This is a genomic window from Desulfotignum balticum DSM 7044, assembly GCF_000421285.1.
Lineage (GTDB): Bacteria > Desulfobacterota > Desulfobacteria > Desulfobacterales > Desulfobacteraceae > Desulfotignum > Desulfotignum balticum.
In genome coordinates this window covers 2964369-2986285 of sequence record NZ_ATWO01000001.1, presented here as the reverse complement: position 1 = coordinate 2986285, position 21917 = coordinate 2964369, and the positions used below count along the sequence as shown (strand labels likewise).

The window sequence follows — 21917 nt, the reverse complement described above, 5'->3', positions numbered from 1 at the left end:
TGCGTTTTTATGGAATCATGTTTTGCAATATCTGCAAGAGTTAGCTTGCCCTGATAGTGACAGTGGGCGGCCGTTTTTACGTTTTGAACGAACAGGAGCTATTGAGTTGTCGAGAGGCTTCAACAAGACATCGTGGTAGAGAAATACCAGTGCATTGAGAGCTTGTCTCTGGGTAGAGGCGGCAACCTTTTCATGGGTAGCCAGGTGGGAAAGAAAACGCTCAATTTCTTTTTCCCCCATATCCTTTGGATGCACGTTTTTCTCAAAAAAATAGATATAGCGTGTAATCCATTGGCAATAGGTCTTTTCCGTGGATCTTGAATAATGATAATAGTGCAGCGTTTCGCGAACTTGATCAAGCATCTTGAAATCTGGATTAGGCGTGAATTTTTTCTTGTTTTCCATGGCAACTATGATAATGCTTGTTCTCATGGAGAATGTAAAGAATGATGTGATACTCTGGAATGAAGTTTCTATATTTCAAACGATAATATGGAATATATGGAAAATATTTGCAGAGATAAGGTAATCTGATGTAAATTTTCCAGTTATTAACACTGTTATGCAAAAAACAATTATGCGAGGCGCAGCATGTTATCCGCACAATTCAACGCAATGAGGATAAAACTCGCACGTGATGTCAACTATTTCGAGTCTAAATGCAATGAGTCGGAACATGCCGACATAATGCGGCGTGCATATGTTCGAGCTGTGTTTGCATTTATCGAAGGGTATTCGTACGGCTTCCGTCAACTATCCTTAAAGATATCGAATGAACATAATGGCATTGAGCTTGCTCCAGAAGAGATCATTGCCTTGAGGGAAGTTGAAGTGAAAGTAGAACCATCAGGAGAAGTACGTGAGTATCCGAAGTACATTCCAGCGAAAAATTGCTTGGCATTTTCCATTGCTGCCCTTGCAAAACAGCATGAGGCAGATTACGCATTGGACAAGAGCGGGCAGGGCTGGGAGGACTATCTATCTGCACTCAAGATTCGTGATCTCCTAATGCACCCGAAGGGTCATGATGATCTTCAAATTGCCAACCCAGAGTTCGAAAAGGCAAAAGGGGCTTACAACTGGTTCGTGGGAGAACTTGGTAAATTCGAGGAGGCTCTATTGGAAGCGAAAAGAAGAGCATAACCATGTGTTCCAGTGGATCGGGCTACAGCGCGCCTTCGTTAACCACTGTCTTATTACAACCAGTTTCGTTCTTTGGTCGGTTGTCGTGATTCGCCGCCCCTCACTGAACACCACGTTTGCAATGGGAATTAATAGATGGAATTCAAAATTACTGCATTCGAGAATTTTAAACATAGGGGACAAGTCATTTCTTTATGGAGAGATGTTTTTGGGTACGAAACGTCACATAATGCCCCGGATATTGTGATTGATAAAAAAGTTGAATTCAACGACGGATTGTTTTTTGTGGCAGTGAATAATGATAACGTAATAGGCACTGTCATGGCAGGATATGATGGTCATCGGGGTTGGATCTACTCTATTGCAGTGTCACCCGATTGTCGGAAAAGGGGTTTAGGTTCTGCCTTGTTATCTTTTGCAGAGGAGAGACTTTCAGAAAAAGGTTGCATGAAGATCAACCTACAAATCATGGAGGGCAATGAGCTCGTTGAGACTTTCTATCATTCGAACGGCTATAAAACAGAAAAAAGAATAAGCATGGGGAAACGCATATTAAAAAACATCAAAACAGCGAACAACGCGCTGTAGATAGACTGCCAGGGCGGGGCGGTTGTGGCTGGCTGTAATTTCGTATTGCCCTGGCAGCTACTAAGCTCGGCGTTATGCTGTAAGGTTACAATAAACTGAGGTGAAGGGGGCGGTAGCTTTGAAACCAAGTGACACTATTACCAAAAAAGAAACAATTGATCTTTTAAATAAGTGTTGGATGACACATGACGGTATGTGGTTTTTTCATTGCCTGCAAGAATTTGGGATTGAGACAACAAATAAAATTAACAAATCCGCCATTAAATCAATGTCTTCAATTGAACTAAAAAGAATTAGGAGTGTTTTGGGATTTAAGAAAGACATTGAAAACTTTGAAGAATTCAGGGTGTTTTTTATTGAAGCTTCTAAATTGATAATACCTGATTTTATCAATGTTAGCTTTAATTTTTCTGAAGAGAACAAAATGACATGGGTATTTAATCAAGGAAAATGCTTTGCCTATGAAGGTGTAAAAAGATTAGGTGCCATAGACAAGTATGAATGTGGTGTACTTTACAGAATCAAATGCTGGCTTGAAGAACTTGGAATAAAACATAAGTTTTCCCCAGAGATTAACCTATGTCACATGCATCATAATGGGGATTGTTCAGGGTATATACAATTTTTTTTCTAAAAACAGTAAAATAGGTATAACCATTCAAATTCACTCGGACAAAATAAAGCTTCATCGCTTCACTCTGCATCTTTATTTTGCCGATGATTTGCAGCGTTCGGCATCAATAATTGATCTTGACAAAGAATATATATACACGTACAATTGTACGTATGAAAATTATAGCAGACACAAATACTTTTTTAGCCGTTACTCTTTATGAACCAGAAAGAGATAGTATTATCAGGCTTACTGTAGGCCATGATTTAGTGGCACCGAATATTTTACCCTTTGAAATTGGAAATGCATTATCAGCGATGCTTAAAAGACGTAGGCTTGAGCCTGAAAACCTGTTATCTGTTTGGGATGCTACGCAGCAAATACCCGTTGATTTGCGTAGTATTAATATTCGAGAGGCGTTGAAGATAGCATCTCAGTTTAACATATATGCATATGATGCATATTTTTTAATATGTGCTATTTCATTAAACAGCCCGTTAATGACTCTTGATCGACGTATGATCGAAGTCGCTCAGAGCCTGGGTATTCATGTAGTGGAGGTAACTCAATGAAAGTCTATACATATTCAGAGGCTCGCCAAAAGTTCTCTGCAGTTCTCGATATTGCAAAATCAGAAGAGGTTATTATTAAGCGTCGAGGCGGTGACACTTTTAAAATTATATTTACCAAATCACCCAAATCACCTTTTGATGTTCCAGGTATAAAAACAAAAGCAACAACTAAAGATATTCTTGATGCGGTTAATGAATCTCGGGCAAGGAGTGCCGAACCAGCCGCTTGAGCGGATCGGGGCCTACTGAGCGGCTCTTGAAGATTTTGGTTTTAACATAAATTTTTATTATGCTGGGGTTATCGGCTTTAAGCCCCGATCCCTCAGCTTATCGTTATGGTCAAAACCATGATGCACGTAATGAAATAGAAACAATGGAGAAAAATGTGTTTGTACAAAGTTTTAGTGAAAAATATATTGATCAATTTGTAAACGTCGTGGATGAGTATCGAAAATTCTGTGGTTTTAACGTGTCCCCAGAAGCAACCAAAGAATTCTTTATAAATCTTCATAAAGAAAATAAAGCTGCTACTTTCATCGCTATTAGTGAAGAAGATGAAGTTATGGGTTTTATTAATCTCTACCCGTTATATTCAACTATATCATTAAGAAAAATATGGATTCTTAATGATATAGGTGTCTCCTCTAAGTTTAGAAGATTAGGTGTTGCTCAAGCTTTAATTAAGAAATCAATAGAGTTTGCAAAAAAGTCTGGCGCCATCAGAATTGAATTAAAAACTGCAAAAACTAATTCAAACGCTCAGAAGCTTTATTCAGAAATCGGCTTCCAGACTGATCAAGATAATATTTATTATAGAGTGCCAATAGAATAAAACCATAACCTTGCTGTTGCAGTGGACGGCTCGTACCTCGCCGCCCCTGAACAGCCCGTTATGCTCAAAAAAGAAACGACAATGAAATCTGAAATTATTGAAATAGAATGGTCTTGGGACCAACCGATAATTCAAGATATCCTTTTGAAATATTATCGTGATTGGCTGTTTGTTACTCCTGAAATTGCGAATAATATGGTTGAAAGGATCTTATCAATATCAAAAATTAATCCTCCTGCTCAGGTGCTGGATATTGGATGTGGGTTGGGTTACCATGCAACAGCTTTTGCACAAAGAGGGTTTCAGGTATTTGCGTTTGATCCGGGTGATAAATATCTTGAAATCGCGCAGAACAATTTTTCAACGGTAGGTGTTAATGTAAATCTCGGACAAATGAAATGTGCAGATTTAGATGAGTCAGAATGCTTTTCGTTGGCTTGGGCTGGCTCGTATTGCCCTGGGCAACTGTCATTATCAGACGTTACACAAGATTTCTTACGTATTTATAAAGCCCTAACACCAGGAGGATGGTTTATCTCAAATGTAGCCGGAAAACCAAAAGTTCCTCCCTCGGAAAAAGTAAAAAATTGGCGGCAACTATCCGATTGTTTTAGCCTTTCAGAGAAGTGGGCAGATGAGGCTTATTTCCATGAGCATTGCTGGTTTGTATACCCCGAAACGAATAAAGTGATAAAACTTATTGAAGTTGAACGAATGTATGGAGTAGAAGAAATTATCCCCATTTTGGAGGAAGTCGGATTTACCGAAATTTCAACTGCGGATAGGCTCAAAGGAGATACGTCTGCTCAAGCAGGTAACCATTTTGCTTTTTGGTGTCGTAAACCAAGGGCATAACCTTGCTGTTGCAGTGGACGGCTCGTACTTCGCCGCCTCTGAACAGCCCCTTGGGCTGCAAAAAAATAAACGAGGAGTGGTGAAATGAAGATAGAAAAAAATATTGCTGATCCTTTTCTTGAGAAAAGAATTGTCAATTATGATAAATGGCTAAGCAAAGGTCAAATTTCAGCATCTTCAAAAGTCATCCCAGTTTCAGAATCACTTAACGCAAAACAATGGGTATTGCCGACAGAGCAGGTTATTGAGATACTTACGAATGCAAATTCAGTTGCAGTTCAGGATTGTGAATGCAGAACCCATTATAAAAGATGTGACAAGCCTTTGGAAGTCTGTTTTCTTCTGAATAAAATTGGAGATAAATTCGTTTCAAAAGGTAAAGCCCGTCATGTCTCTTTAACTGAAATTACTGATATCTTGAAGAAAGCTAACGAAAACGGTCTTATCCATCTTGCTTTATACATGCCTGACCACGAAATTTTTGCATTGTGCAGCTGCTGTTCCTGTTGTTGCCATGAATTACAAATAGTAAAGCTTACCGAACGAAAAGAGCTAATGGTCCGCTCTGAATATATAGCAGTTACAAATACTGAGGCTTGTATTCATTGTGGTGAATGTGTCGATAGATGCTTTTTTGATGCACGGATTTTCAATGACAAACAGATGAAATACAATCCTGAAGCATGTCTTGGATGTGGACTTTGCGTTACTGTTTGCCCTGTTGATGCAACAACAATGATATTAAGAGAAACAAAAATCGACTAAGTAAATGATGCTAGTCCAACCATCAGGTTAACCGAACATCAAGGGAATGAACGACAAATTGAAAAAAGCAGGTATATGACAAGTCGTGTAACACCGACACGCTGAACATTCGCTGGTTAATTTCAATATTATGTAAAAAGGAGAATAAATGAGTGACAGGAAATACCCATACATAAACCATATGAATATCCTATGCGAGGCATTGCAACTTATTGATATACCAACGCTTGTAGAGAAGTGCACTGACCAATGGTATAACCAAACTTTGTGTAAAGTAAACGAATCGGTCGTGCGGTTGGGCATCATAAAAGGTGAATACCATTGGCACAAACATGATAATGAAGATGAGTTTTTTTTCACCTTGAATGGTGAATTGTTGCTTGATATCGAGGGTAAGGAAACTGTTACCCTAAAGCAACATCAAGGTTATGTTGTTCCAAAACGAATTGTGCATAGGACTCGTGCACCTGAAAAAACTATTATTTTAATGATTGAGACTGCAGGCATTATCCCAACGGGAGATGAATAATTTGCATAACCAGTCATTTCACTGGAAGCCACATACGCGTGGCTCCGATGAATTCCGCGTTATGATGCGACACGGAGTCGCACAATTGGCTGATTAGCAAGGCTATACCGCCCGGTGGATGGTTGGTACGATATTATATGTTGATTTGGCTTCTGCGGATCGGTCTCAAAAAAATTTCTTTCAGTTCCTTATTTGTCTCTTGACTATATTTTAAGTTTAGATTGATAATCTAATGAAATAAGTGAGTGAACATGACAGGCAAGAGAAAACCGAATAAGACGACGCCGAAACGCAAACTGGAAATCATCCAGGCTGCCTTGGAGATATTCAATGAAAAGGGCTTTACGAATACCACCATGCAGGAGGTTCAGAGCCGATCCGGTACGTCTTACGGTAGCGTGAATCATCATTTCAAGAGCAAGGAATTACTGGCCGCTGCTGTGTATATGGAGGGTTTGAAAGATTACCAGGAGGGGATGATCGCCACGCTGGAGCAAGATCTGGGTGCCCGGGAGGGGATGTATAGGCTGGTTGGCTACCATCTGGACTGGGTAGCGTCCAACCTGACTTGGGCATCAGAGCAAGCATTGTTATGTGCAGGTAAAAGGGATAAAAATCTATGATCGAAACGTATAGAGGCGTAGTTTATCCAAATCAAATAGATCACATGGAACATATGAATGTGCAGTGGTACACTGCTAAATTCGATGAGGCAACATGGCATTTATTTTCATCAGTCGGTATCACTAACAAATACATTCACGATAATCAAAGAGGAATGGCAGCTATAGAGCAAATTACAAAGTATAAAGCTGAGGTAATAGCCGGAGATTTGCTTTTAATAAAATCCAAAATACTAGAAGTAAAAGACAAAAGCCTTCGCTTTCTTCATGTAATGTACAATGCAGAAACAGGGAAGGAAGTTGCAACATCAGAATTATTAGGTGTTCATCTTGATCGAGTGAAACGAAAAAGTTGCATTTTCCCTGATAATATAAAGGAAAAATGTGAAACATTGGTGTTTAAAATCACATAAAAACTTTTTGCAGCAGACCGCAAAAAGCCGCGGCCGCTGAAAAATACGTTATCTTAAAAATACTACTGAGAGATTCAACTCATTTTTTTGTTGACTTCGCAACTGTTTTACGACACTATAGTTGCGAAGTCAACAAAAAGGGTGTGGTCGGATGGAACGAAAAGGAAGACAAACAATTGGTCGCTTTGTAGCCATACTGTACAGAATGGCAATCGTCTATTTAGGCAAGGAACTGCCCGCCATGAAAATCGGTTCAGGGCAATATATTTTTCTGGCGGAGCTCTTTGACGAGGAAGGGCTTAGTCAGGACGAATTGACGCAGAGGGTTTATGTGGACAAAGCCAACACCGCAAGAGCCCTTAAAAAACTTGAAGATGGGGGATTTGTTCGAAGGGTCCCTGATGAGAATAATGGGCGAATAAAACGTGCTTTTCTGGAACCATCAGCCTTGGGAATCGAAGAAGATTTTTGGCAAATCATTATGAAATGGAGTGAAATTATTACCGAAAACATACCTCAGGAGAGACAGGAACAGCTCCTGGAGGATTTGAAAAAAATGACCGATAACGCGGCCAGTTATCTGCAAAGATATTGAACCACTTGACAGGAGAAATAATGATCATGAGCACTTCAAAAAAAATTTTTGCAATAAACGGAAGCCATCGATCCGAAAAGGGATTCACTCAAATAGTACTTAACCGTTTTTTAAAAGGAGCAGCGTCTGCTCATGCGTACTGTGAAGTGCTGTATCCGTCCAGGAAAAAAATAATTGCCTGTGAAAGTTGTGGAAAGTGCTTGTTTGAAGCACCTGGAGTATGCAAATTCAATGATGATATGGGATCAATCATTGAGAAAATAGAAGAGGCAGATATGCTCGTTTTTGCCAGTCCTGTTTATTTTGACTCCATGCCCAGCAATATGAAGAAAATGATAGACAGGCTGAGGGTAACATTAGATGCATTTTTTGAGTTCAGAGAAGGAAGAACATATCATCTTAAAAGTATAAAAAAGAAACAAAAAGTCATATTGATTTTTACAGCCGGTAACCCGGAAAGAGAATCTTTTGTTTCCATAAGCAGGGTCTTTAACCGAATCCTTGATAACATGGGGTGGGAGCTTGAAGGCGAATTTCATTTCCCGGCATCACATCTCCTGGTGGCCGACCCCGAACTTCTCTCCACGCAGCTTGAAGCAGTGACTATGAGCGGACAGCAATTAGTTGCAGAAGGGAAAATAAATAAAAACGTAATTGAATTGGCGAACAGAGAATACATAGATGACCCGGAGATGATCCTTCGTCATATGACGCAGATGATTTTGAAGATGAGAGAAGATAACAAATGAAGGATTAGTAACCGTGCCGAGGCACGAGGCTCGGTACTAATCATGTGGTTCAAGAAGCCGCGGATCAATCGGGGAAAAGGTCATCGATTTGCAGGATGTGTGAAAGACGAGATGGGATGAAAATTTTATAAAAGTGCCTTCCTCCTGATGTAACAACCAAGATTCAGGCCGTCTTTGTCATTAAAACCCGGGTCTAAAATTCAAATATCTGCAATTTGGCGCACGGGTACTGTAACATGCCATGTGAGAGTCATTCTTCAGGCTGTTTTCAAAGTCGAGCAAAACCGGAAAGTCAGTTTTGTTAAGCTATCCGGGCTTGCATCGTGGTTCAGGCTTTACAAAGAACATAAAGTTCAAATCATGTCCGCAATGACTGCATTTAATACCGGGTATTTCCGGTTCCGGGATTTCAGTAAAAAGTGCAATAATATCATGGATGAGTGAAATGAGTTCACGGATTTTCTCAATGGATAAGGCACTGTTGGGGTTGAGAAATCCATAATGCCTGATTTTCATAAATTCCCTGGGCAGAACATGCTGCAGGAATCTTCTGATAAACTCCATGGCATCCAGTGCCAGGTAAAGTTTGTTCTCGTTTCCATTTGATGTCGTTGAAAATATTCCATTCACGCACAAGGGTCTTTCTGAAAAAATGTTGTATGCCGGAGTAACGGATGCGCGGTGTTGCGGCGCTCCAGCCAAATTCACTTTGACAACAAAGCCAGTATTGACGAAGCTGCTCTTCGCTGATATCTTCTAGTGGCTTATTGTAAAAGCGCTGTAGTTTTAAAACCGCGCTGGTATAAGATTGAATGCTTCGCTCAGCATAACCGGCTAAATGGAGATCTTCTTTAAATAAAAAGGAATAAAATCTCACAGCATAACTAAACCCGCTGCATAAATTATCCAAAGCAAAAATTTTACATGAGGGCATTTATAAACGATACTTGTTGTATCCATGACATTTTCAGATCAGAAAGCATCTGACTTTCAGTGAATTTGAAGGGAAAGCATGCTCCCTCAATGTGCCTATACTCAGGGCAATTCATAATTATGGATTCTACTGGCATTCATAGTGCTCACCCCATAGGCGATCTTTCGGGCAACATATGATTTTTTTTCTGCGCGATAGTTAACCCTGTCCTTCAGGTCTTTTCCGCAATTGAAAATTTTCAGGTTCCAGGGGAAAAATTCCTGTTTTTTTTTAGGACTGGCGAGGACAGGACAATGGAGGTCTTTGTCTCTCCGAACTGGCTGAGTTTTTCAATCATGGTGTTGAGCTGCCCAATGGACCCGGTGACAATTTTCAGAATCAGGGATTCACTGCCGCTGATATGGTGGCATTCCACGACCTCCTCCTCCTTTTCGGCAAAGGCATAGATTGCCTGATATTTTTCCGGCTGATTGGTCAGGGTGACAAACGCCATGACGACCTGACCGAAGGCTTGGAAATTGATATCTGCATGATATCCGACTATTATGCCAGCAGACTCCATTTTATAGACCCGTTCTGCAACGGCAGGCGAAGACAGTCCCACTTTACGTCCGATCCGGCTGAAGCTTCTCCGGGCATTCATCTGAAGCTCCCGGAGAATTTTCATACCGATTGAATCAACAGGGCTTTCAACTTTAGCGTTCATTTTCAGGTCATCCTTTAAATTATTAATTAAATGCTCCAATTAAACTTAAAATGGCTATTCTCTGAATTTTTCAGATCATATATCATATCTGCATTGCTAACAGGCATAGATTTTTTTTATAGGATCTGAAACCTTTGTGGTAGTAGTGGTTAGGTAATAACTTTTTAGGAGGGCGAAGGATTTAATGATAATACTGTTCGACGGAATGCTGACCGGTATGTTTTTACAACTGGCTTTAGGTCCTGTTTTTTTTTATATTTTATCAATCACGATGGATAGCTGCTAAGGAATTGATATAAAATAAATTGAACATAATTAGTTTTTTCCTGGTATCGCCCTATAATTCCATTTCCCCAGATAATCATCGAAAATGATTCTCATGGTCTCTTTAAAATTATCAGCATACTTTCTTCCGGTCTGATATATTTTTTTTATAATGTGGGCTTTAACTTCCAAACCTGTTCGTGTTTTTGTATTTTCAATCAGTTCTTTGACATAGTCGTGACTTTTTAGGATGACCCCTTTTAAAGACCTGGTAATGTGAGGGAATAGTCTATGTTCTATAGGATTCCATTTTGATGTATAGGGGGGAAAATGTGCCATGCGAATTTCTACTCCGATTTCATCTACCAGATTCTGTAAATCTTCTTTGAAAATATAATGACGGGCTGAATTGCTACCACCACCATCAGCAAGGATGAGGATTGAAGTACAATTTGGATATTGAAGCTTTCCATAATTTTTCCACCATGCCTTTATCGAGTCACAGGCAAATTCACTTGTATCCTTACTAACGCCTATGTTTACATAGGCGTTGTTTGATTTTAAATCATAAAGACCGTGGGGAATCACTATCCCTTCAGCAAGATATGGAAAATCATGATCGTAGACTTCAATTGTACCCGTACTATAAACTTGACCATCCCGGTATAGATTCCCTAAAAGTTCTTTTTTTTTGTGTCCATACTTATCACCGGATTGCCATCCAAGAGGTATTGTTCTTTTAACTGCGTAATCTTTTCAAATTGTTCGTTTCGATTTTTAGAGGACCCAATAGACAAATTTTTAATGGCCTTACGCTTTGTGAATCCATGTTTTTTTAACAATTTTTTAACCACGGTTACACTGATGTTGATTCCTTCTATTTTCATTTTGGATGCAATTTTTTTATGACTTAAATTGGTCCAACGAATCTTTGCATCCATTGGGTCACCAGCGATATGGTCGTCAATGACTTTGAGGAAGACTTCATCTATATTTTCAATTGTTTCTATGGCAGGCTTCCTTCCTCCTCCTTTTTCACGAATTCTATTTTGAGGTTTTATCTCTGGGTTCTTTAATTCCTCAATCCCTCGACGGATGGTATTTCTACTACATCCAAGGAGTCTGGAAATATAGGATATCCCGCCGCGAGGTAATTTTAGCGCTTCTACAGCGGCATATGTCCGTTTTTCCAGTTCTGAAAGTTGAGAATGGGTTTCTTGGATTAAAATTTCCATGTCACTGCTATATGGTGAAAAGAGCTTAGGTCCTGGTTGCTTCTTTTTTTTATGCATAATCATTGGTGCCTTGTTTTTTAACTGGTTATTATGGCACCATAACTATTACATATTGAAAATGAAATGTCTAGATTTTTATAACCTACTGATATTATGATACTTTTGATCAGGTTATTGAATTTCTATTCCTAAGTCTCGCATTACTTGACCTCATTTGTCTCAAGAATTCGGATGAGCACCCCCCCCAATGGTCGGATCAAAATTCCCCAGCGACAGAGTGTTAAGTTCTAAACTATTCTTCCATTATTTCATTTTTTCGGTTGATATTTGAACCCTGCTTTAATCAGGATATACTCCAAAACTATACCAACCTCTCCTTTTCTTTTAAGTTCATCAAGCATCCATTTTTGGATACGGGCATTCACATGAACACGTTTTAGATGTGATGGTAATTTTGGTTTTGGTTTTCCTCTATATCCGCCACGCATAAGCTGCACCTTTTTAAAATACCAGGCTCTGATAACCTTGCCATTTCTGGTTTATTGATAAATGTACGACGCTTTACAAAAAATATACCCTGATTTTAAAGGCCGCCGGTGCCATCTTATATCAGTGCCGCCGGCGGCCATAAGGCTCAATTCAATCTGGCCACCGTCATCAGATATTCTACCGCCTGGGTAAAACTATAGGTTTTGACAGACATGACCATGTCGATGGGGTTGAAGTTTTTTTCACAAGAAAAACAACGGCCGAGATTGGTTTTTGGATTTACAGCTGTGTTGAACTCGCCACAGTTTGGACACAAAAAGCGAAAATAGCCTTCCGATATCTTATTGGGTTGTTTTAAGACATCAGCAATCACAAAATCGACCGGGATATCGTTTCTCAGCTTTCGAAGTATGTTTTTTGAATAGCGTTGTCCCATAATTTTCTCCTGTTTATGGCAGCTTGAACTCAGCCATGGTGTCATTGACAATGGATTCATTAATGGCGGTAATGTTTTGGGATGCGGCATGGATCAAACAGGCCGTGGCAATATTGTTGATTGACCTGGGAACGCCGCCGGCATAATCGTGGATCAGGGCTTTTGCATCGGATGTCATCAATCTGTCTGTTGCGCCGGCACATTTGAGTCTGTGGTCAATATAGGCAATGGTCTGGTCTCTGGTCAAAGATTTGATGTGGTATCGCACATTGATTCGGTTGACCAGGTCGGCCAGACTGGCACGCTTGAGCTGAACTGTCAGGGTTTCCTGGCCGCTGAGGATAATTTTCAATGGCAGGTCGGCATCGATGCCGGTGCTGATCAGAAGCCTGAGGTCGATCAGCGTTTCCACGGAGATCAGGTGGGCTTCATCGATGATAATGATGGTCTCTGTGTCGTTTTTTTTGATGCGGTCAACAATCTGAAGGAACAAACGGTCTTTGCCGAACCGTGGTGCCTCTCCGAGTTCGGTCACAATAAGCCGCAAAAACGCACCGGATTTCACACTGGTCAGGTGCAGGTACAGCGGTGTAAAACGATTTTGCGGCATGTTCTGGCGGACCAACCGCAGCAGGGAGGATTTGCCCACACCTGTCTGACCGGTAATCAGGGCAAGACGTCCTTGTTCCAGGAAAAATTTCATACGGGCCAGAGCCTGTTCAAAACGGCTGTCGGTCAATAGCCAGTCAATGGGAGGGTTTTCTGCAAACGGATGGGTGTTCATATTGAAATGGGTAAAAAACATGGGGCATTCTCCTTATTTGTAAAACAGGGTTTTCAGTTCTCTGATGACATGAGGGATGGTTTTATGGCCGGCTGCTGCGCATGCTTGTCGGACCATGGCTTTATTGATGCCGGTATGCATGTTCCACGTCTTTTTGAGGGCTTCCAGTTCCTGGGCATTGAACGCCCCCAGCCCGCCTTTTTCCCCGAGAAGATCGGCAATAAGTCTGGCAAATTCATGGAATGGCCATGGACGTGAATTTGCAGCTTTCCGGTAGTCGATGCCTCCGGTTTTTTTGGACAGTTCCTGCTGATGCTGCCGGTCAAGAAGATCCAGGTAGTTGTGGGCGGGTTTTTCCAGTTTTTTTGCAGGAGGCACTGGATCTGTCTTGGTCCGCTGATGCAGCCGGCCATCTGCCAGGTACACCCCTTTGAGCGAGTATATCTGGACCGTATCTTGACTGGAAAAAGGATCATACCGGACCTCTACCCGGTCACCGCGAAGCCGGGGATCGGTTTTATAGAACCGCTTGTGAAGCTGAACATCGGAAAAAGTGGTATGGACGTTTCGTTCAGCCCTTTGCATAAAAGAGGCGCAAAAATCACTCAAATCCATCTGCCGGATAACACGAAGCCCTTTTTTATAGGATTCTTCCGGCGTGGTTTTGATCTCTGAATGCAGGGTTTTATGATAATCCTGCGCCATAAAAGCGGTCAGAAAACGGTTCATTTCATCCAAAGTCAGGATATCGTTTGCTTTGACCTCTGCTTCGAACCGCTTCTGGATGGTCAGGAAAAGACGTTCAATGATGCCACCGCCGGCCGGATCCCTTACTTTTCGATACATCAACCGGATGCCCGCCCGGTAACAGGCAGCCTTGAGGCCGCTGGCATGGTATACTTTGGCATTGTCAACATATAGACCAAGGGGCTTGCCATGTGCGGCCAGAGCCCGCAGCAGGGTATCAATCAGAACATCCAGATTTTGCCGGTAATAGTACCGTACTGCAACCCCGTACCGGCTGTGGCAGTCGATAAACGCCGACAAATAGGTAGGCACAACGTCTGAACTGTCGATTGCGTAAGGCCCTTCCTCAAAATCACCGATCCACAAATCGTTGGAATTTTCACGGCTCCAACGTTTGCGAACCGGCTTGGTGGTTATCCCCAGCTTGCGCCGGGTGGCTCCTGCCTCTTTCAACACCCGGTACAGGCTTGAACGGGGAATAGTCTCGCCGAATTTATCTTCAAGAAACCGGTTGATGACAACATCGGAACGAAACGGCTGCTCTTTTTTTAAAGCAATTGCCGTTTCAATGATGTCATCAGAGACTTTTCTGCTTTTTCCCCTGTCTGTGCGGGGTTTTCTGGCCAGCCCGTCAAATCCGCAGGTCCGGTATGCAGACAGTTTTCGCTTCAGGGTCGAAAGAGAAGGACTGCGGCACTGCCCGTCCGGATACACCACCTTTTCCAGGGAAAGGGTTTTTAGATACCGGTTCGTTTCTTCCGGCGAAATCTCTTCATAAATGATGGGTTGTAAGAGATCGCACCAGAAAACTGCCCATTGTTCATTTTTTTTATCCAATAGTCACCTCCTTTTAAGGTTCAGGAGGGACCATATCTCATGTATAGCCGGATCGGGTTGCCAACTTGGGGAAAATGCCGGTCTGGAAAATAGCCCGGTAAAGTGGCATGAGAAACACCAGGTAAAAACAGGTGAGAAGGGTCTGCTTTCTTGACGGGGATCTGTATTTACCGGGAGAGACTTTCAGCCCTGCCAGATGCCGGTGCAGTCGGGTAGCAGGATCCGCCTGGATGACCAGGTCTGTAGCGGTTTGAACCAGATGACTGTAACTGCCCATGGTGCTGATCCACCTGTGGATGGTGGAGTGCTCCATCATGGGTTCCCGGTTGGAATCGGACTCGGGCAGCATCCCATATACCAATGGACATGCAGCCACCAGCCCCCGGTATGAGGCAGCCTGATTTTGAACATAAGCCTGATTGAATGTTCGTATAGTGGGAAGGGTATAGCGTTTGTATGGGAGAGCAAAGCCGGGATAGCTTGTGGTCGTTTTGTTGCAACCAGGGCACTTCCAGCGGGAAAGCAGACCCAAAACCTTTATCACAATCAGTTCCACGATAATGTAAAATATGCGCCTGCGGTTTTCATGTCGTTTAAAAAAATCCGGGGTAACACCACAGCGTGAACATGGCGGCAGAATACACGGATCAAGTCCTTGGCGGACCTGGTTTGTATGTCCTTGAATCTGTTCAGCGCTCGCAGCCTGCAAAAAATTGAACTTGTCTTTGGACCCGCATTTGGTGTAAGTCATGATAGTCTCTCTTTTTGGTGTTGGTTTTTGTTTGGCGACTTAAGTGTAGATTGTCGCTGTCTGATCCCAAGAATATGTCAGGTTATTTTACCTATTGGGGATATAGGTAGGGCCTGATAGTAATCAAAACAAAACTACCAGGCCCCGAGCAGACAGCAGTCTACCGCACTGAGTTATCCCTTGGCATCGGAGTCCCCTCTCGTATGCCTCTGTTTCACTCAGATATCTTTATCTGGTCACAATTGAAAATCAATTCCGCACTGATCGTTTTTTCCTGTCTGTAAAAGGCTTCGGTTAAAAGCAACGTGCCCATGTTCATGATGTGTCGTCGATTCCCTCTGCAATGGGATGATAAAATGTTTAAAGCATCCGGATCAAACAGCGTTTCTGTTGCACCTGCATTGGATAACCTGAATTTGATAAATTCAAGACTTTCATCGTCATTCAAGGGATTCAAATTAAATTGCCCGGTGAGTCGGGTTTTTACAGAAGCCAGAATTTGCAGTGAGAGTTTTTTTTCAAAGGTTTCATCTCCCACAAGAATAAAACTTGCGGCCACGGTTTCCTTTTGAGGATTAAACATCAGGGAACAGATATCCATTAATGATTCCTTTTCCATGAGGTGGGCATCATCAATAACAAATACCGGGAACACACTGCGGTGTTCCGATGCCATGTTTGTGATCTGTTTTTGCAGGCTGATCAGCAAAGGCACGGTCCTACCATTTGTTTCCACCCCAAGAACGTCAGCAAAGGCTTTGAGCATTCCGTTGCGCTGTAATCCACCGTAATGGACCAGGGAAGGTTTATAACAGTTTGCATCGAGCTGGGATAAAACATAGTTGATTAATGTTGATTTGCCGGCACCTGAGGGCCCGGACAAAGCAAAACTTTTTCCAGAGGAGATCAACGATATGGCTGTCCTGAGAAATCGCTTGTCCTGCTCTCCCAGATAAGGGGTTTTCAGTCGGTAAGTATTTGCGAACGGATGATATTTACAATTAAAAAATTCCAGTGGAGATTGTTTATGAGTCATTTGTATGGTTTCCTATTGATTTGGATGTTCAAATCGTCTTGCATTGGCGCCAAGGTCAACGATACGTGCCTTTTTCATTTCATTGCCGTAGTAGATACAGGTTTTGTCCCAGGGCATATAATAAATGGTTACCCGGGATCCTGGCAGGCATCCGGGTACCTCATACCTGATTTTTTTGAAATGGATGGTGCAATCATTGTAAACCCTGCAACGCCGCTCCATCCTGAACAAGGCTTCAATGTCAATCGACGGCGACAAAGCACGGCATACATTTTTGCTTTGCAGTCTTTTTTGCAACGGGGAACATTCCAAAGATGAGTGCAGGGTTTCATGATATCCGGCAACCCAGGATTTGAACGCATCATTGATCTGCTTAATGGTTTTAAATTTATCACAAAGGAACTGATCCCTGACGGTCCTGAACAGCCTTTCTAATTTGCCTCTGCCTTGAGGGACAAATGGTGGGGTATGGACCAGATCAATTCCGTTCCTGGCGCAAAGGATCTTCAGGTGCCGGCTGATATATGCCGACCCATTGTCGACGTAAAAACGCTGGGGAATTCCAAATCGTCTGACCGCACCCATGAGATCATAGAGTAAAGGTTCAACCGATTCGGTCAGGTAAAATCCACCATGAACAATAAACCGGCTGCTGTCATCCAGGATGACATGGAGATAGGTTTTGTGCTTTTTATTGTCCTTGAACAATTTTGGACCATGGAGAAAATCAGCAATCCATAATTGACCGAAATGGTCAAAGGCAAAAGGCCGTACATTCCCGTTTGGATCAATGTGGGGGTCTCTTTGCAGGTTATGGGCTTTTGCAAATCTGTAAATGGCAGACCTGCTGGGTTTTCTTCCATTCCACCTGTTGGTTTTAATCAGTTCCTTGATCATCCTGGCAAGGGTCCATCTTGGGTGTTCCTCCCGCAGAGCAACCATTGCTGAAGTGATCTTATCCGGGATCTGGTGGTTACCTTTATCAGATCTGACTTTGCCCATCAGGCCTGGCAGGCCACTTTGAAGGTAGCGGTATAGCCATTTCCTGAGGGTTTCTGCACTCAATCTCATATGGGAACCGTTTGGATGGACATACCGCTGCCAGGACGCCTGGTCAAGCAGCTCTCCAGAGGGAAGGCTGTTGGCTTCCCTGTGCAGAAGAGGGCTGATAATCCCGTAACGCCATATGGCCAGTTCTAATTTCTCGTCATTTTGTTCTCTCACTTAAACCTCCTGTTTAAAAAAGTTGAACTCCAGGAGAATTGCTTAACAAACTGACTGATTTTATTATATATACGTTTTGTGTTGGTGCTTTTTTATCTGAATCTTTCCGGGTAAAAAGTCCAGGAAAAATCTCTGACAAATGATGCCCAGGATCTGCCGGAAGATAAGCATGGGGACATTCGATTGCCATGTCCTTGCTTGAACCAGTCACGGATTATCAACGCTTTTTTTATCCACCGCTGTGTTCGCGGCCAATTGCCGCCGGTGTGCCGGACAATATCTGCGATATTGTTTCCTTGTTCGTACATATCAAGAACATACATCAACATGCACAGAGAGATCCTGAGTATTGGCAATAGCGCATGGGGAAGAATTGAAAAGGTTTTACATGGGCATTGATCATTGTCACAGCGAAAACGCTGGATATTTATCAGCTCATCATCAAATAGATATCGCCTGTAAAACCCCCATTTTATATACGTATGACGGTTCCCGCAGTGGGGACAGCAAGCAAGTGCAATGCAGTTTTTTCTTGTAATTTCTGATAAAACAGTTATCAATAGATTCCATGATCGGGGCATGTGTCCTCCTGTTTAATTGTTAAACTTTGCAAAGGAGGGTATAACACATGCCCCCCCCTCTTATCCCCCCCAAAAGGGGGGAGGAGGATAAAAGGCATACAGCGGTTCCTGCTGTCCATGAAAAAGCTTCCGTCGTAATCTCAAAATATTGCACCTGAAAAATTTCATTTAGGCATACATGCGTGGGATTTTAGGCTGGATTTTTGGGATATTATTGTGCCTCTCTACACTTAAGACTTAGCGCCTGACGGTGCAATAGTCAACTCCAAGCCAAAAAGAGGGACTCTTCCCTTACCTCAAAACGAGGGGCGGGATAAGCGGGATACGAATTAAACTATTTTCTTGCGGGATAGCGCGGGGTAACCGGGGTCTTCGGGATAACGATTCTTGGATTTTTTAACCAAAAATTCTGAGACTTAGCAGATAGCGATTTTATCAATAGCCTGTCCGGCATTCTGGCCGTTACCCTAGTCGATTACATCTATATAAACTTGTCATTGATCGGAATCGGAAAGCTGCTCCAGAAAAACGGGATCAAGAAAAAATTCGGAATCACCGGTTCGGTCATACTGGTTTTATTCGGTCTGATGATCCTGCATAAGGGAATTGCAGGCATCAGTGAGACCGCCCATGTCGTTTCGGTCTGGACCCCTTTGAGCAGTTTTACAAGCTGTTTCATACTGACGATTTCAAGCCCGCTGACCATTGTTTTCTGGAGCAGCATTTTTTCCGCCAAAGCCATTGAAAAAAATTATCAGAAAAACCAGCTCATGATATTCGCGATCGGCACCGGATTATCTACCTTTGTTTTCCTGTCTTTAAGCATGTATATTTTATCCATGCTTAAATCCGGCATTCCGGCCTGGCTTGTGCAAATATTAAACTGCGTGGTGGGTGGCGTGCTGATCTTTTACGGCATCATCCGGGCAATCAAAACTCTAAAGAATGGATAAGTGATCCTTCTCCAAAAAATTGCATTATCCAAGGCCTGGTTCCTGAGCTCGTGAATCTGCAAGATGTCAAGGGGCAAGCCAAACCATATCAAATTCGCCAGTTTCTGAAAGTGGTTGAGAAACATGATCTTAAACTGGAGGATGAATAATAATACAGGACTATCATATAAACATTTTCTATTCAGATGATGACAAAGGGTACATCGCTGATATACCCGATCTTGAGGCTTGCTCCGCGTTCGGCGAGACTCCTGACGAGGTATTGCATGAAGTCCAGAAGGCCAGAGATTTGTGGATAGCGGCAGCACGAGCAGATGGAAAAACTATTCCGCTCCCTAAATATCGACCAGTTATATATCAGGCGGTTTCAGTTTGATAATATTACAGGCCAAACATCAGCTTGCAGAATGATGCTCATTTTGCGGCATTTCATTCCCACGTCTCCATCTGGGCGTTAAGATTTATCGTGCTCAATGATAAATTATCCCATACCAGAAATTTTCAAAGGGCGCTTTTATAAAGGATACCAATGCAACTCATGAACTCAATAAAGTGAAAAAACTGGACAGTGGAAGTGAAAACAATGGACTGTGCTTTTCTGTGCCGGCAGCAAAATTTGGCGATGCAGTCTCTATTGCCAGATGGATCAGGTACAGATTCTCAAGTGAATATGTCGGGCATGTCATATTGTCCATTTCCAGCTATCCCTTTACCTGTGCGGGATACCGGCATGTATCATTTGAACAGTGTCAGAAATACAAATTTTTGTATTTCTGACACTGTTGGTTTGAAATGAAACTGAAAGGTCTGCCAATCGGGGATATGCGATCAGCCAAACATTGTGACTGTACCGATAATTTCCCCTTTCAAGGAGAATCCAGTGGTTACCCATAATGGAACGACAAAATATTGGCAGACCGAAATATTTTTCAAAATTTACCAGCAGGAGAATGCTACTTTTTATTAATAATGCAAATATTTGCGAAATTAATAATTTTCTCTTCAAGGGCGATACCATGGATTTTCAAATGAGAACAGCCTTTGGCTGCTCCGGTCATCCGCTTTCGGATGGTAGTTGATTTTCATACGGGGAATGAAGAATAGAACAGGGCAGTCCCGTTCGGGACTGCCCTGAAGATACTGAGTCAGGCGTATACGCTGCTGCTACCTTAGAAGCTGATCTGCCATTTGCAGCCGTAGTAAGTGATTTCTTCTTCTTCCACGCCGTTTCGGTCTTTACCGTGATCCGCGATACCGATTTCAGGCGTAATATAAACCCCCGGAGCCAGGGTGAGTCTTGCCTGGACGTAGTAAGCCGTGGAATCGTCTTCCTGGCCGGTATTGTCCAGTTCAGATTCTTCGTAGCCGTATCCGGCTTCAACGGTGACCATATCGTTGAATTTGAACCCGCCCACGAGGATGTAACCAAGGCCGCTGTTATCCAGAAGAGTTGTGCCGGACACAACAGGATCTGCGTCTGAAGTGGTTTTCACACCATAAGCACCCAGGTTTTCACCGCTGTATACGTTACCGCCCAGATAGGCTGCGCCAAATTTTACTTGGGCGCCCAGGCCGATGACCCAGGAATCTACGTCATAGCTCAGGCCCCCTGTGCTGAGTTCGTAGGAGTTGTAACCGCCGGCAATTTCGTAGGAGAAATTGTTGATCTTGTTGCTGTAACTGATTTCCATTTTTGGGATGGCGATTTCCTCGGTACCGCCCGTGCCCAGATCATCGGAAGCCGGTTGAACCGCAGCGATTTTCAGGCCCCCGAACTTGAGCTGGAGCATGGGACGACGGGAAACAGAGCAGGCCCCGTAATTTTCAAGACCGTTGTCTCCGTTCCACACCTGGCTGGAATAGTTCATGTAAAGCGGGGTGTAGGTCTGGCCAACCAGAAATGAACCTGCGCCGAAATCCCATTCACCCCAGAGCTGTCTGACGTTGACGCCGGTGCCGTATTCGAATCGGCCCCGCAGTTCGTCGCTGACATTGACCTTGGCACCCATCCTTGAGTTGCCGTGCAGATACTGGTTATAGCTGGTGGTGTCAGTGCCGCCTGGATTGTCAGTATCTTCGAAAAATGTTCCGATTCTGGCGTTTCCGTAAAAATTCCATTCTGCCGCCGATGCGCTCATGGCGGCGGTTAGGACCATCGCCAGGGCCGTAATCCCGATAATAAACTTTTTCATGTTTTTTCCCTTTTTATTAATTAAATATTTAATTGACCTGATGCCCGGTCATTCGCAGTCGCCAACAAAATTCGTGCATTCAGGCCGCGGTCTCCGCCCATCAGATCCGGTCCGATGGGGCGGGATTCAAAACACTGAGATTGTGCCCGGCATCTGTTAAAAAAGAATTTGCTGTTTATTAAAATCGAATTGTTTTTGTATTGGAAACTGGTTGGGCAGCCCTGGTGGTGTCACTGGCCGCATCCCTGCGGATGTTTTCAGACAAATGATTGAGTGTCGGGGACCTCAGCGGCCGGACTGATATGCAACGGGTTGAAGCACATAAACTGTCGGCGCGGCAAAATCTCTTTTCCGGTCATGTTCAGGGCAAGCAGGTTGCTAACCGACCGGTATCTGCGGTTCAGCAGAGGGGTTACCCGGTTGAAGTTCAGTTTTTCCGGGACTGCCCGCTCCCCGGCTTTGGCTTTCACT

28 protein-coding genes and 2 pseudogenes are annotated in these 21917 nt (G+C 42.9%); 16 read left to right on the top strand and 14 right to left on the bottom strand.

What is annotated here, in order from left to right; translation table 11 throughout:
- Nucleotides 1-15: 15 nt before the first annotated feature.
- Nucleotides 16-405 (bottom strand): site-specific integrase, encoded by a 390-nt coding sequence (locus tag K365_RS0114925; RefSeq protein ID WP_024335228.1) that lies wholly within the window; start codon nt 403-405, stop codon nt 16-18.
- A gap of 186 nt (nt 406-591) precedes the next feature.
- Between K365_RS0114925 and K365_RS0114915 the strand changes: the two genes are divergently transcribed.
- The 13 genes from K365_RS0114915 (at nt 592) to K365_RS0114855 (ending at nt 8277) form a co-directional block, all read left to right on the top strand.
- Entirely contained in the window at nt 592-1143 is a 552-nt protein-coding gene (locus K365_RS0114915) for a hypothetical protein (RefSeq protein ID WP_024335227.1), read from the top strand.
- A 135-nt stretch (nt 1144-1278) separates the two neighbouring features.
- Nucleotides 1279-1731: a GNAT family acetyltransferase gene (locus K365_RS0114910; protein ID WP_024335226.1), complete on the top strand. Its 453-nt coding sequence runs from the start codon at nt 1279-1281 to the stop codon at nt 1729-1731.
- Between the two features lie 118 nt (nt 1732-1849).
- Entirely contained in the window at nt 1850-2365 is a 516-nt protein-coding gene (locus tag K365_RS0114905; RefSeq protein ID WP_024335225.1) for a DUF6125 family protein, read from the top strand.
- A gap of 152 nt (nt 2366-2517) precedes the next feature.
- Complete coding sequence (locus K365_RS0114900) at nt 2518-2916, top strand: type II toxin-antitoxin system VapC family toxin (protein WP_024335224.1); 399 nt, start codon at nt 2518-2520, stop codon at nt 2914-2916.
- Complete coding sequence (locus tag K365_RS0114895; RefSeq protein ID WP_024335223.1) at nt 2913-3146, top strand: type II toxin-antitoxin system prevent-host-death family antitoxin; 234 nt, start codon at nt 2913-2915, stop codon at nt 3144-3146. The genes K365_RS0114900 and K365_RS0114895 overlap by 4 nt, the downstream gene beginning before the upstream one ends.
- A 59-nt stretch (nt 3147-3205) precedes the next feature.
- On the top strand, nt 3206-3748 hold the full coding sequence (locus tag K365_RS0114890) for a GNAT family N-acetyltransferase (RefSeq protein ID WP_084489852.1): 543 nt from the start codon (nt 3206-3208) through the stop codon (nt 3746-3748).
- Nucleotides 3749-3829: 81 nt separating this feature from the next.
- Nucleotides 3830-4603: a class I SAM-dependent methyltransferase gene (locus tag K365_RS0114885; RefSeq protein WP_024335221.1), complete on the top strand. Its 774-nt coding sequence runs from the start codon at nt 3830-3832 to the stop codon at nt 4601-4603.
- Between the two features lie 84 nt (nt 4604-4687).
- On the top strand, nt 4688-5368 hold the full coding sequence (locus K365_RS0114880; protein ID WP_024335220.1) for a 4Fe-4S binding protein: 681 nt from the start codon (nt 4688-4690) through the stop codon (nt 5366-5368).
- 148 nt (nt 5369-5516) lie between these two features.
- Complete coding sequence (locus K365_RS0114875; protein WP_024335219.1) at nt 5517-5897, top strand: cupin domain-containing protein; 381 nt, start codon at nt 5517-5519, stop codon at nt 5895-5897.
- 251 nt (nt 5898-6148) lie between these two features.
- A complete protein-coding gene (locus K365_RS0114870; protein ID WP_024335218.1) occupies nt 6149-6520 on the top strand; it encodes a TetR/AcrR family transcriptional regulator in 372 nt (123 codons plus the stop codon).
- Nucleotides 6517-6933 carry an acyl-CoA thioesterase gene (locus K365_RS0114865; protein ID WP_024335217.1) on the top strand — a complete coding sequence of 139 codons (417 nt, stop codon included), beginning with the start codon at nt 6517-6519 and terminating at the stop codon, nt 6931-6933. Before K365_RS0114870 ends, K365_RS0114865 begins: the two co-directional genes overlap by 4 nt.
- A 151-nt stretch (nt 6934-7084) precedes the next feature.
- Nucleotides 7085-7528, top strand: coding sequence for a MarR family winged helix-turn-helix transcriptional regulator (locus K365_RS0114860; protein ID WP_024335216.1), 444 nt, complete (start codon nt 7085-7087; stop codon nt 7526-7528).
- A 26-nt stretch (nt 7529-7554) separates the two neighbouring features.
- On the top strand, nt 7555-8277 hold the full coding sequence (locus tag K365_RS0114855; RefSeq protein ID WP_169432953.1) for a flavodoxin family protein: 723 nt from the start codon (nt 7555-7557) through the stop codon (nt 8275-8277).
- 306 nt (nt 8278-8583) lie between these two features.
- Here K365_RS0114855 and K365_RS0114850 read toward each other — a convergent pair.
- The 11 genes and pseudogenes from K365_RS0114850 to K365_RS0114805 form a co-directional block, all read right to left on the bottom strand.
- Nucleotides 8584-8856 (bottom strand): annotated as a pseudogene (locus tag K365_RS0114850) (transposase); the annotation flags it as partial.
- A complete protein-coding gene (locus tag K365_RS29580) occupies nt 8741-9211 on the bottom strand; it encodes a phage integrase N-terminal SAM-like domain-containing protein (protein WP_435050806.1) in 471 nt (156 codons plus the stop codon). The gene K365_RS29580 and the pseudogene K365_RS0114850, both read right to left, overlap by 116 nt.
- Nucleotides 9212-9449: 238 nt before the next feature.
- Nucleotides 9450-9917: an Lrp/AsnC family transcriptional regulator gene (locus K365_RS0114845; RefSeq protein WP_024335213.1), complete on the bottom strand. Its 468-nt coding sequence runs from the start codon at nt 9915-9917 to the stop codon at nt 9450-9452.
- A gap of 315 nt (nt 9918-10232) precedes the next feature.
- Nucleotides 10233-11122 (bottom strand): annotated as a pseudogene (locus tag K365_RS28485) (ISAzo13 family transposase).
- Nucleotides 11123-11724: 602 nt separating this feature from the next.
- Nucleotides 11725-11904, bottom strand: coding sequence for a hypothetical protein (locus tag K365_RS0114835; RefSeq protein ID WP_024335212.1), 180 nt, complete (start codon nt 11902-11904; stop codon nt 11725-11727).
- Nucleotides 11905-12050: 146 nt separating this feature from the next.
- Nucleotides 12051-12341, bottom strand: coding sequence for a CHC2 zinc finger domain-containing protein (locus K365_RS0114830; RefSeq protein ID WP_024335211.1), 291 nt, complete (start codon nt 12339-12341; stop codon nt 12051-12053).
- 13 nt (nt 12342-12354) lie between these two features.
- Nucleotides 12355-13146, bottom strand: coding sequence for an ExeA family protein (locus K365_RS26680; RefSeq protein WP_024335210.1), 792 nt, complete (start codon nt 13144-13146; stop codon nt 12355-12357).
- Nucleotides 13147-13158: 12 nt separating this feature from the next.
- Nucleotides 13159-14709, bottom strand: a complete 1551-nt coding sequence (locus K365_RS0114820) for a Mu transposase C-terminal domain-containing protein (RefSeq protein WP_024335209.1) — start codon at nt 14707-14709, stop codon at nt 13159-13161.
- Nucleotides 14710-14746: 37 nt separating this feature from the next.
- Complete coding sequence (locus K365_RS27965; protein ID WP_156887729.1) at nt 14747-15085, bottom strand: hypothetical protein; 339 nt, start codon at nt 15083-15085, stop codon at nt 14747-14749.
- A 589-nt stretch (nt 15086-15674) separates the two neighbouring features.
- The gene (locus K365_RS0114810) at nt 15675-16496 is read right to left on the bottom strand and encodes an ExeA family protein (RefSeq protein WP_024335207.1); all 822 of its coding nucleotides are present in this window, start codon (nt 16494-16496) and stop codon (nt 15675-15677) included.
- 12 nt (nt 16497-16508) lie between these two features.
- Entirely contained in the window at nt 16509-17720 is a 1212-nt protein-coding gene (locus K365_RS0114805; protein WP_024333136.1) for a helix-turn-helix domain-containing protein, read from the bottom strand.
- Nucleotides 17721-18735: 1015 nt separating this feature from the next.
- Here K365_RS0114805 and K365_RS0114795 point away from each other — a divergent pair.
- The 3 genes from K365_RS0114795 (at nt 18736) to K365_RS0114785 (ending at nt 20333) form a co-directional block, all read left to right on the top strand.
- Nucleotides 18736-19254: a LysE family transporter gene (locus K365_RS0114795; protein WP_084489850.1), complete on the top strand. Its 519-nt coding sequence runs from the start codon at nt 18736-18738 to the stop codon at nt 19252-19254.
- A gap of 145 nt (nt 19255-19399) precedes the next feature.
- Nucleotides 19400-19630 (top strand): type II toxin-antitoxin system HicB family antitoxin, encoded by a 231-nt coding sequence (locus tag K365_RS29415; RefSeq protein WP_211221157.1) that lies wholly within the window; start codon nt 19400-19402, stop codon nt 19628-19630.
- Nucleotides 19631-20147: 517 nt separating this feature from the next.
- Nucleotides 20148-20333, top strand: coding sequence for a hypothetical protein (locus K365_RS0114785; protein WP_024335204.1), 186 nt, complete (start codon nt 20148-20150; stop codon nt 20331-20333).
- A 90-nt stretch (nt 20334-20423) separates the two neighbouring features.
- Here K365_RS0114785 and K365_RS0114780 read toward each other — a convergent pair whose 3' ends face one another.
- Nucleotides 20424-21446 carry a porin gene (locus K365_RS0114780; protein ID WP_024335203.1) on the bottom strand — a complete coding sequence of 341 codons (1023 nt, stop codon included), beginning with the start codon at nt 21444-21446 and terminating at the stop codon, nt 20424-20426.
- Nucleotides 21447-21703: 257 nt separating this feature from the next.
- Nucleotides 21704-21916: a hypothetical protein gene (locus K365_RS0114775; protein ID WP_024335202.1), complete on the bottom strand. Its 213-nt coding sequence runs from the start codon at nt 21914-21916 to the stop codon at nt 21704-21706.
- Between the last annotated feature and the right edge of the window lies 1 nt (nt 21917).

Excerpts from the sequence above, each read along its gene's own strand:
- K365_RS0114925 (WP_024335228.1), bottom strand. The coding sequence starts at position 405 with ATGGAAAACAAGAAAAAATTCACGCCTAATCCAGATTTCAAGATGCTT.
- K365_RS0114915 (WP_024335227.1), top strand. The coding sequence starts at position 592 with ATGTTATCCGCACAATTCAACGCAATGAGGATAAAACTCGCACGTGAT.
- K365_RS0114910 (WP_024335226.1), top strand. The coding sequence starts at position 1,279 with ATGGAATTCAAAATTACTGCATTCGAGAATTTTAAACATAGGGGACAA.
- K365_RS0114900 (WP_024335224.1), top strand. The coding sequence starts at position 2,518 with ATGAAAATTATAGCAGACACAAATACTTTTTTAGCCGTTACTCTTTAT.
- K365_RS0114895 (WP_024335223.1), top strand. The coding sequence starts at position 2,913 with ATGAAAGTCTATACATATTCAGAGGCTCGCCAAAAGTTCTCTGCAGTT.
- K365_RS0114890 (WP_084489852.1), top strand. The coding sequence starts at position 3,206 with ATGCTGGGGTTATCGGCTTTAAGCCCCGATCCCTCAGCTTATCGTTAT.
- K365_RS0114885 (WP_024335221.1), top strand. The coding sequence starts at position 3,830 with ATGAAATCTGAAATTATTGAAATAGAATGGTCTTGGGACCAACCGATA.
- K365_RS0114880 (WP_024335220.1), top strand. The coding sequence starts at position 4,688 with ATGAAGATAGAAAAAAATATTGCTGATCCTTTTCTTGAGAAAAGAATT.
- K365_RS0114875 (WP_024335219.1), top strand. The coding sequence starts at position 5,517 with ATGAGTGACAGGAAATACCCATACATAAACCATATGAATATCCTATGC.
- K365_RS0114870 (WP_024335218.1), top strand. The coding sequence starts at position 6,149 with ATGACAGGCAAGAGAAAACCGAATAAGACGACGCCGAAACGCAAACTG.
- K365_RS0114865 (WP_024335217.1), top strand. The coding sequence starts at position 6,517 with ATGATCGAAACGTATAGAGGCGTAGTTTATCCAAATCAAATAGATCAC.
- K365_RS0114860 (WP_024335216.1), top strand. The coding sequence starts at position 7,085 with ATGGAACGAAAAGGAAGACAAACAATTGGTCGCTTTGTAGCCATACTG.
- K365_RS0114855 (WP_169432953.1), top strand. The coding sequence starts at position 7,555 with ATGAGCACTTCAAAAAAAATTTTTGCAATAAACGGAAGCCATCGATCC.
- K365_RS29580 (WP_435050806.1), bottom strand. The coding sequence starts at position 9,211 with ATGCCCTCATGTAAAATTTTTGCTTTGGATAATTTATGCAGCGGGTTT.
- K365_RS0114845 (WP_024335213.1), bottom strand. The coding sequence starts at position 9,917 with ATGAACGCTAAAGTTGAAAGCCCTGTTGATTCAATCGGTATGAAAATT.
- K365_RS0114835 (WP_024335212.1), bottom strand. The coding sequence starts at position 11,904 with ATGCGTGGCGGATATAGAGGAAAACCAAAACCAAAATTACCATCACAT.
- K365_RS0114830 (WP_024335211.1), bottom strand. The coding sequence starts at position 12,341 with ATGGGACAACGCTATTCAAAAAACATACTTCGAAAGCTGAGAAACGAT.
- K365_RS26680 (WP_024335210.1), bottom strand. The coding sequence starts at position 13,146 with ATGTTTTTTACCCATTTCAATATGAACACCCATCCGTTTGCAGAAAAC.
- K365_RS0114810 (WP_024335207.1), bottom strand. The coding sequence starts at position 16,496 with ATGACTCATAAACAATCTCCACTGGAATTTTTTAATTGTAAATATCAT.
- K365_RS0114785 (WP_024335204.1), top strand. The coding sequence starts at position 20,148 with ATGGAACGACAAAATATTGGCAGACCGAAATATTTTTCAAAATTTACC.
- K365_RS0114780 (WP_024335203.1), bottom strand. The coding sequence starts at position 21,446 with ATGAAAAAGTTTATTATCGGGATTACGGCCCTGGCGATGGTCCTAACC.